The sequence below is a fragment of the Synechococcus sp. CCAP 1479/9 genome (assembly GCF_019038535.1).
GTDB lineage: Bacteria > Cyanobacteriota > Cyanobacteriia > PCC-6307 > Cyanobiaceae > Cyanobium.
Genome location: NZ_JAFKRK010000033.1, coordinates 58,604 through 72,434, shown reverse-complemented (window position 1 = coordinate 72,434; position 13,831 = coordinate 58,604). Strand labels below are relative to the sequence as shown.

The window sequence follows — 13,831 nt, the reverse complement described above, 5'->3', positions numbered from 1 at the left end:
CGATGGCGGAGCGGGCGATGACCTGCTGCATGGCGGCGCGGGCCGTGACTGGCTGGTGTCGGGGAGCGGCAATGACAGCCTGAACGGCGGGATCGGTGATGACGTGTATGTGATTGGGCAGGGCGGCGAGCGAAAGGAGATCATTGATACGGATTATGAGAGCGGCAACCGTGATGTTGTCCAGTATCAGACCGTGCGTTCCCAGGACATCACATCGACTGAGCGTCATGGGAACCATCTGACGCTGCGCGACTCTCGAGGCGGCCAGTTGAAGGTCGAGAACTATTTTGCCTCAGAAGTCCATCGAATAGAGGCCTTCCAGTTCGCAAACGGTGTTGTCTGGGGGGATGGCCATCTTCGCGACCGCGTCGTGGTCAGTGGTGCCACGGCAGGGAATGACACACTTGGTGGCTTCAACGATATGGCTAACCGAATCAATGGGTTGGATGGCCATGATCTTCTGTATGGGGGTGTTCTGAATGATGCTCTGACAGGAGGGAATGGCAACGACACTCTGCATGGGGGAGATGGCGATGACATCCTTGATGGTGGCGCTGGTCATGATGCGCTTCATGGTGGCAGAGGGCGTGACCGCCTTATCTCCGGTACGGGTAATGACACCCTCGTCGGTGGCGAGGGTGATGATACCTATGTGATTGTCAGGAGCGGTTCCACCAAGACCATCACTGACTATGAACCCAACCTGATCAGCAAGGACGCCGTAACCTTCTCCAATCTGCGATCCACTGATCTTGTGTCGACTCGAAGGCAGGGGGTTCACCTTGAAATGAGATTTTCCACCAGGGATCAGTTGGTGGTTTCGAACTACTTCCTCTCCAGGGACTACGGGATTGAGACTTTTCGCTTCTCCAATGGTGTCACCTTCGGCGAAGCCGACGTCCTTGCCCTCATCCCCCCGGCTTAGCCCCTGCAGCCAACTCCGGGTTCGGCCTCGGCCGCCAGATCGCCACCCCGATCACATCCGGCACCCGCGCCGCGTATCTCTCAAAGTTCTTGCTGCGGATCACCCCCGCCCCCTCCGCTGCGTGGATGGCATCCACCACCCCGTCGCGCTTCTCCAGGAAGCCCACGTGGGTCACATCCAGTCCAGGCACCTTCGTCACCAGCGAGAAGATGTCCCCATTGCGCAGTGACGGCAGCACCCCCGGCAGTGCCGCCAGGGGGATGTAGGCCTGGTTCAGCACCAGATTCTTCTCCAGCTCGGTGATGCACTGTTTGTTGCGGGCCAGCTGCATCGGCTTGTAGCTGGCCACGTGGTTGCTCATGAAGTTGAGCGCCACCGTGCGGCTGCTGGCCCCCGGCAGGAACGGGGTGAGGTTCACCACGTAGCCGTTGCGCTCGGCCGCCTCGGCCCAGCGGCTGAAGTAGTGCTGCCGGCGGCAGTAGTCCACCTCGCCATCCACGTAGCGCAGCCGCCGCACGTGCTGCGTGAAGCGCTCCACCCCTTCGTCCTGGGTGTCCACCTTGCGGCTGTTGCTCAGCGCCAGCAGCTGCTCTACGAACAGGAAGCAGTCGAAGTTGCTGAGATCCAGCACCAGCTGCTCTTTAGGCCCGCCATCAAGGGAGAACCCCTTGAAGGGGTAGTCGAGGAAGCGGCGCGCCAGTTGCACCAGCGCCTGATTCATCGGCGCCCAGGCGGTGGCGTCGATCGCCTCCGCCGCCAGCACCCGCGTTTCACCCACGAATTTCGGTGTCGGATCCCCCAGGACCACGCCCCCCGGCAGGGGCGGCAACGCCGCCGCCACGCGCGGGCTGGCCGGGGTGGCGTGGCGCAGCAGCAGGTTGGCCGCCGCAAAGCTGGCACCGGCCGTCATCAGCACCGCCAACACCAGCAGGAGAGTGGGTTTGCGCATCCAGCTGCCACCGCCGCGGCGACCCTACAGCCGCCGTCAGGCGGCGCTGCTCGCCAGCCACTCCCCCAGCCCCACCGCCGGCTGCTGCGCGCTGCTGGTGATCTCGATGATGCGGCCGATGGCGGCCGGGCTCTCTACCGCATCCAGGCACACCCGTGCCACCAGCCGCCGCGGAATGCTGTCGCTCTCCTGCTGGTCGGGCCCGCTGAAGCGGATCCCCTCGGCCTCGATCCCCTCTTCTGTTTCCTTCAGCCCCCCGGGGCGCACCACCGTCCAATCCAGGCCGCTGGCGGCCAGCCAGCGCTCCCCCACCCCCTTCCACACCAGGATCAGCCCGAAGAGATTGAGCGGGTGCAGCCAGCGGCCGCTGCACAGGGAGCTCACCAGCACCACCCGCTTCACACCAGCGGCTTTGCAGGCATCGATCTGGGGGCGCATCGCCAGGGCATCCACCTTCAGCGGCCCGGCCAGATCCACCGACGGCCGCGCCCCGGTGGCGATCACCAGGGCGTCGCAGCCCGCAAGCGCCGCCCCGAGGGCCTCCGCATCACCCAGCTCCAGCCGCACCAGCTCCGCACCGGCCAGCCCTGGCGGCACCTCTGAGGCGGGCCGCAGGATCGCCTTCACCCGCCAGCCCCGGCCCAGGGCCTCTTCCACCACCCGCCAGCCCGTCTTGCCTGAAGCTCCGGTCACGGCGAGGCAGGTCATGGGCGGTCTGGGTCCAGAGCATTGACGTCCATTCTCGTGGCCCACAGGTTTGGATGGCGACGGCCAGCAAGGGAGTGGCTGGGTAGGCTGCAGCCATGGCGGAAGTGGTTCTCGATGTCAGCCACCTGAGCGTCCGGCGCGAAGGTGTCACGGCGGTCGATGACGTCAGCTTCCAGCTGCTGGCCGAGTCCGACACGGCCCTGGTCGGGCCTAACGGGGCCGGCAAGAGCACCCTGGTGCAGGCCATCCTCGGCATCCTGCCCCGCCAGGCCGGCCAGGTGCGCTTCCTGGGCTGCAGCCTCGGCAGCCACGGCCAGCTGCCCCGCGAGCTGCGCGCCCGGCTCGCCTATCTGCCCCAGACCCTGATCCCCCGGGGCCGCTTCCCGCTCACGGTGGCCGAGTTCGTCGGCCTCGGCTGGGATCCGCCGGGCCTGGCCCTGCCCTGGCTGGGCCGCGAGGCCCGCCGCAGCGCCGTCCGCGCCGCCCTGCGCAAGACCCTCTGCGCCGACCTGGCCGACCGGCTGCTCTCGGAACTCTCCGGCGGCCAGCTGAAGCGGGTGCTGCTGGCCTCCTGCGTGGTGCGCCCCCGCCGCCTGCTGGTGCTCGATGAGGCCCAGGCCGGCCTCGATGCCCGCGCCGCCGAGCAGTTCCACACCCTCCTCTACCAGCTGCGCCGCAGCGAGGGCTGGACGATCCTCCAGGTCTCCCACGATCTGGAGATGGTGCGCCGCACCTGCGACGGCGTGCTCTGCCTCAACCGCAGCCTCCGCTGCCACGGCACCCCCGACCACGCCCTCAGCCCCTCCCGGCTCGAGCAGATCTACGGCCTCGGTTTCGTTCCCTACCACCACCGGCACCCTGCTCAGCGGCCAGCGCCACCTGAGGACGCCCCGCCGGGCTGAGCGGGCACCGCTGCCGCCGGCACGGGTCGGCCGAAGTCGGTGGGCTGCTGGAGCAGCCAGCGCAGGGTGGCCCGATCCCTTGGGCTGAGCACCAGCACCGGCCGGGGCCCCGGCACGGCCGCCATCGCGTCGTCCGGATCATCGCTGTGGCCCCACAGGCCGAAGGCATGGCCCAGCTCATGCAGGGCGGTGGCTTCGGTGGCCTCGGGCCGCTGTCCCGGGCTGATCAGCACCCGCACCTGGGGCTCCAGGATCCAGCCCGTGCCCCGATCCACCGCCAGCACCGCCAGCTCGGCCCGGCCATGGCTGGCCCGTGGGCGGCCGGAGGCCTCCCGGCGCAGGGGAGGCCGGCGCCGCAGGATCCGCACCTGGGCCGCCGCCGGGTCCGCCACCCGGGTGATCGCCAGCTCCTGACCCCAGCTCCCCAGGGCCCGCTCCACCGCGGCGAGCCAGCGCTCGTCCCACATCCGGGATGGCCCTTCGCTGGCCGCCGGCTCCACCCAGACGCACCAGTGATCAAGCCGGGCCCAGCCGAAGGGCGTGGGCCGCAGCCACTGCCGGTAGTCGGTGGGCGCCGCAGGTGGGGGTGGCTCAGCCAGTACGGGCGGCGTGGCTTCCGGCATCGTCCGGCTGGCGACGATGGCCGCACAGGTGGGCCCGGGCGCTGGCGGGGGCCCTGCCAGCGCCGGCAGCAGCAGGGCGGCCACGGCACCGCCCAGCACCAGCCCGAGCGGCCAGCGCCGGACCATCAGCCCGCCAGACCGACGCCGCGGGCCATCAGGGCGGCCATCAGGGGAATGGCGGCGAAGCCCGCCAGCTCGATGTTGAGCACCCAGCGCAGGCGGTTGGCCAGGGCCTCGCTGACTTTGGGCAGCTCCCCCTTGCGCAGGGGGATGGCCCAGAGGATGTAGGTGATGGTGGGGTAGAGGGAGAGGCCGCCCACCGCCAGGTAGGTGCCCACCTTCCACCAGAACAGGGGGTTCTCGGTGTAGAAGCTGGAGCCCTGGCCGAAATAGAGCACCCGCAGGATGCCGCTGAGCAGCACCCCCAGGGCGGCCAGGCCGTAGGTCACGTCCGTGATCACCATCAGGATCGCGTCCTTGCGGTCAGGGTCGGGCCGGATCAGGCGCCGCTCCAGCACCAGGGCCCCGAAGCAGACCATGAAGCTCAGGTAGTGGACGTAGGCCACTCCGGCGCTGGAGAGCACCTCGGAGGGGATGGAGAGAAGCCCGGCCATCGGCTGGTGTCAGGTGGTCGACCCGGACGGTAGCGGCTGGCTCCCGGGCGCCGGGAACCCGGGACGGCACTGGAAAGAGCAAATCAGCACAAATTATGGAAACAACTGGCGAGATCAGGGTCCGTATGTGGAAGCCGCAACGGAACACTGAAGGCTTTCTGTTCGTTTCAGGAACATCCGGAAACAACCCTAGGTTCGACACAGCGATTCAGATGCTCTATGGCGAGTTCCCTCAGTGCCTTTCTCGGCGAGATTGGCCGCCATCAGCTGCTCACCCCTGAGCAGGAGCTCACGCTCGGGCGGAAAGTTCAGGCGATGGTGAGCCTCAACGAGCGTTGCTCCCAGGCCGGCGGCAGCGGCCCTGCCTGCGATTTCAATGATCTCGAGAGGCGCACGCTGCGCACCGGGGAGCGCGCAAAACAGCAAATGGTGACAGCCAATCTGCGGCTCGTCGTCAACCTCGCCAAGCGTTATCAAGGCAAGGGTCTGGATCTGCTTGACCTGATCCAGGAAGGAACCATCGGTCTGACACGCGCGGTCGAGAAGTTCGACCCCACCCGCGGTCACCGATTCAGCACTTATGCCTACTGGTGGATTCGTCAGGGTCTGAACCGGGCCCTCTCCACCCAGAGCCGCACGATCCGGATTCCGGTCAACGTCAACGAGAAGCTCACCCGCCTGCGGGCCGCCAAGGCGCGCCACCTCCAGTCCCACGGCTCCTCCCCCAACGCCGCCGAGCTGGCCACCGCCATGGGGTTGCCCGTGGCCGAGGTGGAGGATCTGCTGGGCTGTGAGCTCCGCAGCGTCACCGTGAGCCTGCAGGGGGCCGTGCGCTCCAAGGCCGATCCCTCCGAGCTGGTCGACGTGCTGCCCAGCAACGAGCCGGCGCCGATGGAGCGTGCCGAGCAGGCCGAGCGCACCGAATCGGTCTGGACGCTCCTGGAGAAGTCCAACCTCACCCCCAAGGAACGCACGGTGGTGATGCTGCGCTTCGGGCTCGACGGCAGCCACGAGTGGCGCACCCTGGCCGAGGTGGCGCGGCAGCTGGAGTGCAGCCGCGAGTACTGCCGCCAGGTGGTGCAGCGGGCCCTGCGCAAGCTCCGCAAGACAGGCATCGAGAGCGGCCTGGTGGAGGAGTGAAGGGAGGGGGATCCGCCCCTCGTCCTTCCGCCGCCAGCGCCCGCAGAATGAGCTGACGCCCTTCCCGTGGCGTGTTCCTCTCTCCGAGCAGATCGCCATGGCTGGTGCCCCTTCGGCCACTGCCTTTGCTGACCAGGCCACCTCTGACCAGGCCACCTCTTCCCAGACCGGCGCCGGCCAGGATCCCGTCGACGCCGAGGTGCTCGAAAGTTCGGTCGTCGATGAGGCCCTGCTGGTGCGGCTGCTGCGCCGGGCCGGTCGCACCATCGCCCGCCCCGCCTTCGAGTGCCTGGAGCTGTTGCTCGATGGCGGCACGCCGCCCCAGGTGCGGCTGACGGTCCTGGCGGCCCTCACCTACCTGCTGCTGCCCCTCGATGTGATCCCCGACTTCATCCCGGCGGCCGGCTTCAGCGACGACATGGTGGCCCTCACCGCCCTGCTGGGGCTCTGCAGCACCCATCGCACCCCGGCGATCCGCACCCGGGCCCAGAGCCGGCTCGACCGCTGGTTTCCCCTCTCCCGCCGGCAGGGGTAGGGTCCGGCGATGCCCGCCTCCGCCCCCACCCTCAGCCCGGAGCAGCTCGACGAGCTCCAGAGCCTGCTCAAGGACTGGTTGCGCCTCAGCGGCCGCACCCAGTCCGACCTGCGTCGGGCCCTGCGGGCCGGCTCGATCCGCATGCCCGTGCTGATCGCCGAGCTGCACCTGATCTGGAGCCGCCAGGGCGCCGCCGGGCTGGCGGAACGGCTCTGCGCCATCGAGGCCGGCTGGCTCTGCGAGGAACCCGGCGGCGAAGCGGATCCGGCTGCAGACGATGGCCTGCTTGAGGATTCGATGGGACAGCTGGACCTGCTGCTGCAGGAAATCCGAGCGGACGGCGGGGCCTGAACGAGCTGGCGGGCCAGGCGACCAGCCCCCAGAGTGGGGTCTGAACGATGCCGCGGCCCCAGCCGACGCCCACCGCCATGAACGCCTCCGCCGTCCTGCACCGCGCCCTCCCCTGGTCCCTGCGGACCGCCACAGCCCTGGTGGCCGGCCTGAGCTTCACCGCTGCGGCCCAGGCCCAGGTGGAGTCCTTCATGCTCAAGCGGGGTGGCAATGTGGGCCCGGAAACCCAGATCAAGCCCACCAACTGCGTCACCGGAGCGGATGGCTCCGTCACCTGCGACACGGTGATCGAGAACTCCCCCAGCGACACGCCGGCCCAGCCCACCTATCAGCCGTTCAAGAACTGATGCGACGTCTGCAGCGGATCTTCCAGGACAAGCCCTTCCTCCACCTGATCGACCAGGGCGAGCGCCTGGTGGCCAAGGTGCTGGCCGCCATGCTGTTCCTGGTGCTTGCCGTGGCCGCCGTCAAGTTCTCGGTCCAGCTGGGCTTCCAGCTGGTCAACCCCGCCGTGCGCTGGGAGGGAGAGGGCCTCATCGCCGTGCTGGGTGATCTGCTCAACCTCTTGATCGCCATCGAGGTGCTGCAGAACATCACCTCCTACCTGCGTCGCCACGTGGTGCAGATCGAGCTGGTGCTGCTGACGGCGATCACCGCCGTGGCCCGGAAGGTGATCGTGCTGCCCCCCTACGCCGAGAACAAACCCTTGCTGGTGGTGGGTCTGGGGGTGGCGGTGCTGTGCCTGGCGGGGGCTTTCTGGATGGTGCGTCATAGCAATGAACGGGAGCTCAGTGAACGGGAGCTCAATGAGCGGGAGGCGCAGGCCAGAACAGGGCCAGCCAGATCGTTCCAGGCGGCGGGTCACTCGCCAGCAGCCGGTGCCAACGACCCGCACTGATCAGCAGGGCCTCACCGCAGGCCAGGGCGCGGGGTTCGGCCTCATCGGCGAACTGGAGCCGGGCACTCCCCTGCAGCAGCAGCACCCATTCATGCTCCGACTGGTCGTACCAGAAGCCCTCGGGGCTGCGGGCGTTGCAGGAGTGGATCCGCTCCAGCCGCAACTGCGGCGTCTGCAACAGCACGGTGGTGACCTCTTCGCCGTCGGCAGGGCAGGGGCTCCGCACCAGGGAGGCCCCGCCCTCCCCCGCGTCGGCCGCGGGTCCCTCCCCCGGCGGCGCCTCCCCCCAGCGGCGGCCGATCTCGAAGCCCCGGGAGCGGGCCAGGGCCACCACCTGATGGTGGTCGCCGCAGTCGCGCAGGGCCTGGCGCAGGCCGGGGTCAGCCTCGCTCAGGGCCACGAAGGCGTTGAGCTGGCGCACCTTCTCCAGGAACTGCTGCAGCTGGGCTTCGGCCATGGGGGCGGGTGGGCTGGCGTCAGAGCAGATCCTTGCCCATCCGCCAGCGCAGGAAGGCGACGCCGCCGAGCGTCACCGTCTCTTCGTCGTCCACCACCCAGCCACGCCGCTCCAGCAGCGGCCGCGACAGTTGACTGGCCTCGGTGCGCAAGCGAGCCACCCCCCGGGAGCGGGCGTGCTGTTCCAGGGCCTCCAGCAGGGCGCTGGCCCGCCCCTGTCGACTGGAGCGGCCCCGGCAGTAGAGCAGGGCGAGTCGGTCGGCGGGATCGAGAAGGGCAAACGCCTCGATGATCGTGTCGTCGTGGTGGGCGGTGCTCACCAACCCATGGCCGCGTAGCAATGACGACCGGAAGTCATCATTGCGACCGGCCTGTTGCGACCAGGCCTCGATCTGCGACGGGCTGTAGAGGTTCCCGGCCTGGCTGATGACCGCTTCGTGATACACGGCGATCAGCTGCTGGCAATCATCGGGCCGGAGTGGACGGATCGGCAGCATCGAGGCGGTGGTTGTGCATTGATTGTGGCGGCTATCGGCGGAAGGCTGATCGCGCTGGTGTATGTTTTACCCCTAACCTCTCACCTGCCTCCACTTACATACCATGCTGACTGGATCGGAATTACTGGCCAAGGTCAAGGAACTCGGCGATGTCGGCAAGTCCGAGATCGTGCGGGCCTGTGGCTATGTTTCCACCAAGAAGGATGGCGCCGAGCGCCTGAACTTCACCGCCTTCTACGAGGCCCTGCTCGAGGCCAAAGGGGTCGAGTTCGGTGCGGCCGGCAAGGTGGGTAAGGGCGGGCGCAAGCTCAGCTATGTGGCCACGGTGCAGGGCAACGGCAATCTGCTCATCGGCAAGGCCTACACCGCCATGCTGGATCTCAAGCCCGGCGATGAGTTCGAGATCAAGCTGGGCCGCAAGCAGATCCGCCTGATCCCCGCCGGCAGCGCCGACGACGAGGATTGATTTCCTGGCGTCGCCTGGTGTCGTTCCTGGTGGCCCTGTTGCTGCTGCTGGGCCTGATCGTGCCGCCGGCGGCCCTCGGCTTCCCCGGCGCCGCCCTGGCCCTGGCAGCCGCGCCGCCCGAGCCCGTCGCCCTTGAGCCTGCCCTTGAGGCTGATGTCATCGACGGCAGCGTTCTCAAGCTGAGCGTTCTCGACGCCGGCAGCTCCCTGTTCGGGGCCCACTGCGCCGGCTGCCACCTCCAGGGGGGCAACATCATCCGCCGCGGCAAGACGCTCAAAATGGCGGCCCTGGAGCGCAACGGCATCACCTCCCCGGAGGCCATCGCCGCCATCGCCGCCGGCGGTGTGGGCCAGATGGGTGGCTATGCCCAGTCTCTCGGCGAGGGCGGGCCGGAGGCGGTGGCGGCCTGGGTGTGGCAGCAGGCCCTCGACGGCTGGCCCCGCGCCTGAAGTTTCTCCTGCTCAGAAGGCCTGGATCCAGGGGTGGATCTCCACGGCGGTCCAGATACCCTGCCGCCAGTAGATGTCCCCCTTGACGAGGCTCTCCACCGCCTCCTGGTCGTCGGCCTCATAGAGGCCGAACACGAAGCGGGTGTCGGCCGTGGGGCCCAGGGTGACCAGCACGCCCTCCTCCTTCTGGCGTTTCAGTCCGGCCAGGTGCTCCTCCCGGTAGGGGGTGCGGCGCTCGAGAACATCAGCGCAGTAGGTGCCCCAGAGGACGAATTTCATGGGCGAACGGCGGTGGCCGCCGGGTCGAGGTGAACGTCCCTCAGCCTTTCATCCCCCGCGCCCCTCGGCGTTCTTCCGAAACACCAGCAGCCGGTTGTTGGCGGGCATCGCCGCATCGGCCTGCAGGTGCAGCCCCAGGCCGGTGGCCTCGCGCTGGATCGCCTCGGCGTCGCGCACTCCCATGGCCGGATCCAGCTGGCGCAGGTGGACGTCGAAGGCTTCGTTGCTGGCGGCGGTGTGGCGCTCGCCGTAGCGGAACGGCCCGTAGATCAGCAGCAGGCCGTCAGCGGCCAGCACCCGGGCGCCACCCGCCAGCAGGTGGGGCACCGCCGCCGCCGGCATGATGTGCAGCGTGTTGGCCGTGAACACGGCCTCGAAGGGGCCCGCGGGCCAGCGGGGCTGGGTCACATCCAGCACCAGCGGTGGCGCCACCTGCGCCCCCGGGGCCAGTCCGTCCCCGCCCTCTAGGGCGATGCGCGCGGCCAGGCCGGCCAGGGCCTCCTGCCGCTCGCTCGGCTGCCAGCGCACCCCCCGCAGATGGCGGGCCATATGGATGGCGTGCTGGCCACTGCCCGAGCCCACCTCCAGCACCCGGCCGCCGGGGGCCAGCCAGCGGCGCAGCAGCGTCAGGATCGGCTCCTGGTTGCGCAGGCAGGCGGGCGAGAACGGCAGGGCATCGACGTCCATCGGCCCATCATGGGGGCAGCTGCCCCATGGCCATGCCTGTTGCTTCCCTGCTCGCCGTCCTGCTGCTGGCGCTGACCCTGGGCGCCTGCGCTCCCGTCCTCTGAGGCTGGTTCAGAGCGGCTGGTCGAGGGCCGCGCGCAGCTCGGCGGCGAAGGCGCCGGCATCGGCGGCCACATCGGCGCCGCTTTGGTGGGCCGAGGCCATGCGCCGGACCAGGGCGCTGCCCACGATGGCGCCGTCGGCGCCCCAGCGGCGCACCTGGAGGGCCTGCTCGCCCGTGGCGATGCCGAAGCCCACCGCCACCGGTGTGGGGCCCAGCTCCCGCAGCCGCCCCACCAGCGGACCCACCCGGTCCTCCAGGCTGGTGCGCACCCCCGTCACCCCGGTGACGCTCACCAGGTAGGTGAAGCCGCGGCTGGCGGCATGGATGCGGGCCATGCGCTCGGCCGGGGTGTTGGGCGCCACCAGCAGCACCAGATCCAGGCCATGGCCGGCGGCGATGGCGGAGAGCTTCTGGGCCTCCTCCAGCGGCAGATCGGGCACCACCAGGCCGGCGGCACCGGCGGCGGCGGCTTCGCGGCAGAAGCTGTCCATGCCGCGGTTGAGCAGGGGGTTGCTGTAGGTGAACAGCACCACCGGCACGGTGAGCCGGCCCCGCAGGGATGCCAGCATCTCCAGAACCCGGCCAGGGGTGGTGCCGGACGCCAGGGCCCGGCTGGCGGCGGCCTGGATCACCGGGCCATCGGCCAGGGGATCGCTGTAGGGGATGCCCAGCTCGATCAGGTCGGCACCGGCGGCCTGCAGGGCCAGCAGGCTGGCGGCGGTGACCGAGAGATCGGGATCGCCCGCCATCAGGAAGGGCATCAGGGCGCAGCGCCCAGAGGCCCGCAGGGCGGTGAAGCGTTCCTGGATCAGGGTGGGGGCGGTGCTGGGGCCGGCGGTGGCGGCGACGCTCATCGGGCCGGAGGGCGGGACGGTGTTCCTGAGCCTATGGGGTCGTCCGTGGGCCGTCCGAGGGGCTCACATCTCGGCATCGGCCTGCAGCTGGCCCACCTCGGCCAGCAGCTTCTCCTGTTCTTCGGGGCTGAGGGCCTCGAACTTGCGCTGCAGCTCCTCGTCGGTGACGGCGTCGTAGGCGGCCCGGTAGCGGCGTCGCTGCTCCATGTAGGTCATCTTGCCGCCCACCACCCGCAGCAGGTAGCTGGCGGTCCAGCCGAGCACCACCAGCATCAGCAGCGCCGAGGCGGCGATGCCGGGGGAGAAGCCCTCCAGGCCGCTGGAGCGGAACACCCAGTAGCCACCACCCCCGATGGCGAAGACCACCAGGCCCAGCAGGATGGCCTGTGCGCGGGTCACGGATCAGGCCTCGCCCTGGCCCGCCATGCGCAGGTTGAGGAAGGGGGCGAACAGGATCAGCCCCGGGAAGAACAGAAACACCATTCCGTAGATGGCGGTGCGCTCGATCTTGCCCATCACGTACCAGCGCTTGTGCATCCACCAGTAGAGGGCCAGGGGCACCACCAGGAGATAGGCGCCGGCCAGGGCCAGGTAGGCGCCGATCACCAGCAGGGTGTCGAGCGGCAGGCTGCTCAGGGCCACCGGGGATGTCGCGAAGTGGGGCGAATCTAGGATCTCCCTGCGGGGGCATGGCGAAATTGGTAGACGCAGCGGACTTAAAATCCGCAGGCCGCAAGGCTGTGGGGGTTCAAGTCCCCCTGCCCCCATGCCGTTCATTCCTCTCCTGCTGGAGCTGGTGGGACGGCCGCTCCTCCACGCCGTTGTGGTGCCCGAGCCCCGTGCTCCCCTCGTGCGGCTGAGCGAGCCTCCGGCGGGTCACTACACGGTCCTGGTGGCGGACTGGGGCCACCACACCGCGATCGTGGTGGAGCAGCCACCCGGCTGGCGGCTCGGTCCCCCCGGGGCGGAAGCGGCCCCGTTCCTGGAGGTGGCCTGGGGCGACCGGCGCTATTTCCACGGGGGAGAGCGCAGTCCCCAGGCCGTGCTCGCCGCCCTGTTCCTGCCCACCGACTCTGTGCTCTTCCTGGCCGGCCACCCCGATCCGCCGCGGCTGGCGGGCACGGTCGCCGTGTGGGAGCGGCAGGTGGAGGCTCCCACCTTGCGGGCCCTGCTGGGCGCCCTGGAGCGCTCGGTCCGGCGCGGCGGCGACGGCGAGCGCCTGCCTCCCCTGCCGCCCCGCCCCGGCCAGCCGGGCCGGTTCTTCCCCGCCCACGCCGCCTATCTCTGGAGCCGCAACTGCAACTGGTGGACCGTGCAGCGGCTGCGGGAGGCGGGACTGGCCAGCGCGCCGACCGGGGTGGTGGTCGCGGCCCAGGTGTCAGGGCGCCTGCGGGGCTTCCGGCCCGTCGCCACCCGGGACAAAAGTTCATCTCCGACTGTGTCTGTGGCTCTCCACACCCGCCGGTTGGTCGGGCTTTCCCCGTGAGCTCACCAGGCCTAGACCGGAGACATCGTGGGATCCCGAAGTTGGTACATGTCGCACCTCTGCTGGCCGCCACCTGCCTGGCGGGTTTCGCCCTGCTGCAGCTGCTGTTCAGCATTGGCTCCTGGTGAAGACCCAGGGCGGCCGACGATGAGCAGCTGCGGGCGGGGTTGACGATGGATTCAGCCCTGTCTGCCGGTGCCACTCCCGGTGCCACTCGCGGTGCCACTGCTGGCCGTTTCGGCATCGTGCTGTTCCCCGGGGTGGAGGAACTCGATGCCGTCGGCCCCTGGGAGATGGCCACGATCTGGGCGCGCCAGCCCGGCGGCCCCAGCCAGTGCCTGCTGATCGGCCAGGAGGAGGCCCCGATCACCTGCGCCAAGGGGATGCTGCTGCTGCCCCACGCCAGCTTCGCCACGGCCCCACCGCTGGATGTGCTGCTGGTGCCGGGGGGCCAGGGCACCCGCACCGAAGTGGCCAACCCCGAGCTGATCGCCTTCATCCGGCGCCAGGCGGCCGGCTGCCGGGCGGTGCTCTCCGTCTGCACCGGCTCCTTCCTGCTGCACGCCGCCGGCCTGCTCAGCGGCCGGCGGGCCACCACCCACTGGGCCTCCCTTGATCGCCTGCGGGCCCTCGGCGACGTGGAGGTAGTGGAGGAGCGCTTCATCCGAGACGGGGCTATCTGGACGGCGGCGGGCATCTCCTCCGGCATCGATCTCACGCTGCATTTCATTGCGGAAACTGCCGGGGAAGATGTGGCGGCAACAGTGCAATTGGAGTCGGAATACTTCCCTGCGACGAGAATTTATGGCGATGCCGCCAGCCGTGGGAAGGGATCATCCTATTTCAGATCATCATGTTCGGAATCATGAAGCGATGGGATGGGTGTTTCCACTTATCTCGCTGATGATT

22 protein-coding genes and 1 tRNA gene are annotated in these 13,831 nt (G+C 69.3%); 12 read left to right on the top strand and 11 right to left on the bottom strand.

Annotated elements, in window-relative coordinates; genetic code table 11:
• Positions 1–925: calcium-binding protein (locus KUG38_RS14005; RefSeq protein ID WP_286196055.1), on the top strand; the 925-nt coding region annotated here is incomplete at its 5' end.
• Here KUG38_RS14005 and KUG38_RS14000 read toward each other — a convergent pair.
• Both KUG38_RS14000 and KUG38_RS13995 read right to left on the bottom strand, forming a co-directional pair.
• The gene (locus tag KUG38_RS14000) at positions 909–1,874 is read right to left on the bottom strand and encodes an N-acetylmuramoyl-L-alanine amidase-like domain-containing protein (RefSeq protein ID WP_216922678.1); all 966 of its coding nucleotides are present in this window, start codon (positions 1,872–1,874) and stop codon (positions 909–911) included. The two genes, KUG38_RS14005 and KUG38_RS14000, sit on opposite strands and share 17 nt — an antisense overlap.
• A gap of 36 nt (positions 1,875–1,910) precedes the next feature.
• Positions 1,911–2,582, bottom strand: coding sequence for an SDR family oxidoreductase (locus KUG38_RS13995; RefSeq protein ID WP_216922676.1), 672 nt, complete (start codon positions 2,580–2,582; stop codon positions 1,911–1,913).
• 95 nt (positions 2,583–2,677) lie between these two features.
• Between KUG38_RS13995 and KUG38_RS13990 the strand changes: the two genes are divergently transcribed.
• A complete protein-coding gene (locus KUG38_RS13990; RefSeq protein WP_216922674.1) occupies positions 2,678–3,484 on the top strand; it encodes a metal ABC transporter ATP-binding protein in 807 nt (268 codons plus the stop codon).
• Here KUG38_RS13990 and KUG38_RS13985 read toward each other — a convergent pair.
• Together KUG38_RS13985 and KUG38_RS13980 are read right to left on the bottom strand one after the other, a co-directional pair.
• Positions 3,445–4,233 carry a zinc metalloprotease gene (locus tag KUG38_RS13985; RefSeq protein ID WP_216922672.1) on the bottom strand — a complete coding sequence of 263 codons (789 nt, stop codon included), beginning with the start codon at positions 4,231–4,233 and terminating at the stop codon, positions 3,445–3,447. The genes KUG38_RS13990 and KUG38_RS13985 overlap by 40 nt on opposite strands.
• Entirely contained in the window at positions 4,233–4,721 is a 489-nt protein-coding gene (locus tag KUG38_RS13980) for a DUF2214 family protein (protein ID WP_216922671.1), read from the bottom strand. Before KUG38_RS13980 ends, KUG38_RS13985 begins: the two co-directional genes overlap by 1 nt.
• A 219-nt stretch (positions 4,722–4,940) precedes the next feature.
• Between KUG38_RS13980 and KUG38_RS13975 the strand changes: the two genes are divergently transcribed.
• The 5 genes from KUG38_RS13975 to KUG38_RS13955 all read left to right on the top strand — a co-directional run bounded on the left by KUG38_RS13975 (position 4,941) and on the right by KUG38_RS13955 (position 7,645).
• Positions 4,941–5,861, top strand: a complete 921-nt coding sequence (locus KUG38_RS13975; RefSeq protein ID WP_094584797.1) for a sigma-70 family RNA polymerase sigma factor — start codon at positions 4,941–4,943, stop codon at positions 5,859–5,861.
• Positions 5,862–5,958: 97 nt separating this feature from the next.
• Complete coding sequence (locus tag KUG38_RS13970) at positions 5,959–6,396, top strand: YkvA family protein (RefSeq protein WP_286196054.1); 438 nt, start codon at positions 5,959–5,961, stop codon at positions 6,394–6,396.
• A 9-nt stretch (positions 6,397–6,405) separates the two neighbouring features.
• Positions 6,406–6,747, top strand: a complete 342-nt coding sequence (locus tag KUG38_RS13965; protein ID WP_216922670.1) for a hypothetical protein — start codon at positions 6,406–6,408, stop codon at positions 6,745–6,747.
• A gap of 77 nt (positions 6,748–6,824) precedes the next feature.
• Positions 6,825–7,094 (top strand): hypothetical protein, encoded by a 270-nt coding sequence (locus KUG38_RS13960; protein WP_216922669.1) that lies wholly within the window; start codon positions 6,825–6,827, stop codon positions 7,092–7,094.
• Entirely contained in the window at positions 7,094–7,645 is a 552-nt protein-coding gene (locus tag KUG38_RS13955; RefSeq protein ID WP_216922668.1) for a phosphate-starvation-inducible PsiE family protein, read from the top strand. The genes KUG38_RS13960 and KUG38_RS13955 overlap by 1 nt, the downstream gene beginning before the upstream one ends.
• Here the strand turns inward: KUG38_RS13955 and KUG38_RS13950 are convergent.
• Entirely contained in the window at positions 7,551–8,102 is a 552-nt protein-coding gene (locus tag KUG38_RS13950) for a Nif11 domain/cupin domain-containing protein (RefSeq protein ID WP_216922667.1), read from the bottom strand. The two genes, KUG38_RS13955 and KUG38_RS13950, sit on opposite strands and share 95 nt — an antisense overlap.
• A 19-nt stretch (positions 8,103–8,121) precedes the next feature.
• The gene (locus KUG38_RS13945) at positions 8,122–8,598 is read right to left on the bottom strand and encodes a GNAT family N-acetyltransferase (protein ID WP_216922666.1); all 477 of its coding nucleotides are present in this window, start codon (positions 8,596–8,598) and stop codon (positions 8,122–8,124) included.
• A gap of 103 nt (positions 8,599–8,701) precedes the next feature.
• Here KUG38_RS13945 and KUG38_RS13940 point away from each other — a divergent pair, with 103 nt between their 5' ends.
• Positions 8,702–9,064, top strand: coding sequence for an AbrB family transcriptional regulator (locus tag KUG38_RS13940; protein WP_015110844.1), 363 nt, complete (start codon positions 8,702–8,704; stop codon positions 9,062–9,064).
• The gene (locus KUG38_RS17170; protein ID WP_353617824.1) at positions 9,061–9,513 is read left to right on the top strand and encodes a c-type cytochrome; all 453 of its coding nucleotides are present in this window, start codon (positions 9,061–9,063) and stop codon (positions 9,511–9,513) included. The genes KUG38_RS13940 and KUG38_RS17170 overlap by 4 nt, the downstream gene beginning before the upstream one ends.
• 12 nt (positions 9,514–9,525) lie before the next feature.
• On the opposite strand, the gene KUG38_RS13930 is transcribed toward KUG38_RS17170, so the two are convergent.
• From KUG38_RS13930 to KUG38_RS13910, 5 genes are all read right to left on the bottom strand, one after another.
• Positions 9,526–9,792, bottom strand: coding sequence for a YciI family protein (locus KUG38_RS13930; protein WP_216922665.1), 267 nt, complete (start codon positions 9,790–9,792; stop codon positions 9,526–9,528).
• Between the two features lie 48 nt (positions 9,793–9,840).
• Entirely contained in the window at positions 9,841–10,479 is a 639-nt protein-coding gene (locus KUG38_RS13925; protein WP_216922657.1) for a DUF938 domain-containing protein, read from the bottom strand.
• Between the two features lie 111 nt (positions 10,480–10,590).
• Positions 10,591–11,436 carry a tryptophan synthase subunit alpha gene (gene trpA / locus KUG38_RS13920; RefSeq protein WP_216922654.1) on the bottom strand — a complete coding sequence of 282 codons (846 nt, stop codon included), beginning with the start codon at positions 11,434–11,436 and terminating at the stop codon, positions 10,591–10,593.
• 63 nt (positions 11,437–11,499) lie between these two features.
• The gene (locus tag KUG38_RS13915) at positions 11,500–11,835 is read right to left on the bottom strand and encodes a DUF3007 family protein (RefSeq protein WP_216922652.1); all 336 of its coding nucleotides are present in this window, start codon (positions 11,833–11,835) and stop codon (positions 11,500–11,502) included.
• Positions 11,836–11,838: 3 nt separating this feature from the next.
• Positions 11,839–12,078, bottom strand: coding sequence for an NAD(P)H-quinone oxidoreductase subunit L (locus KUG38_RS13910; protein ID WP_216915774.1), 240 nt, complete (start codon positions 12,076–12,078; stop codon positions 11,839–11,841).
• A gap of 41 nt (positions 12,079–12,119) precedes the next feature.
• Between KUG38_RS13910 and KUG38_RS13905 the strand changes: the two genes are divergently transcribed.
• From KUG38_RS13905 to KUG38_RS13895, 3 genes are all read left to right on the top strand, one after another.
• Positions 12,120–12,203 (top strand) — tRNA-Leu (locus tag KUG38_RS13905).
• Positions 12,203–12,922: a DUF2459 domain-containing protein gene (locus KUG38_RS13900; protein ID WP_216922650.1), complete on the top strand. Its 720-nt coding sequence runs from the start codon at positions 12,203–12,205 to the stop codon at positions 12,920–12,922. The genes KUG38_RS13905 and KUG38_RS13900 overlap by 1 nt, the downstream gene beginning before the upstream one ends.
• Before the next feature lie 173 nt (positions 12,923–13,095).
• A complete protein-coding gene (locus KUG38_RS13895; protein WP_216922649.1) occupies positions 13,096–13,791 on the top strand; it encodes a DJ-1/PfpI family protein in 696 nt (231 codons plus the stop codon).
• Positions 13,792–13,831 lie beyond the last annotated feature (40 nt).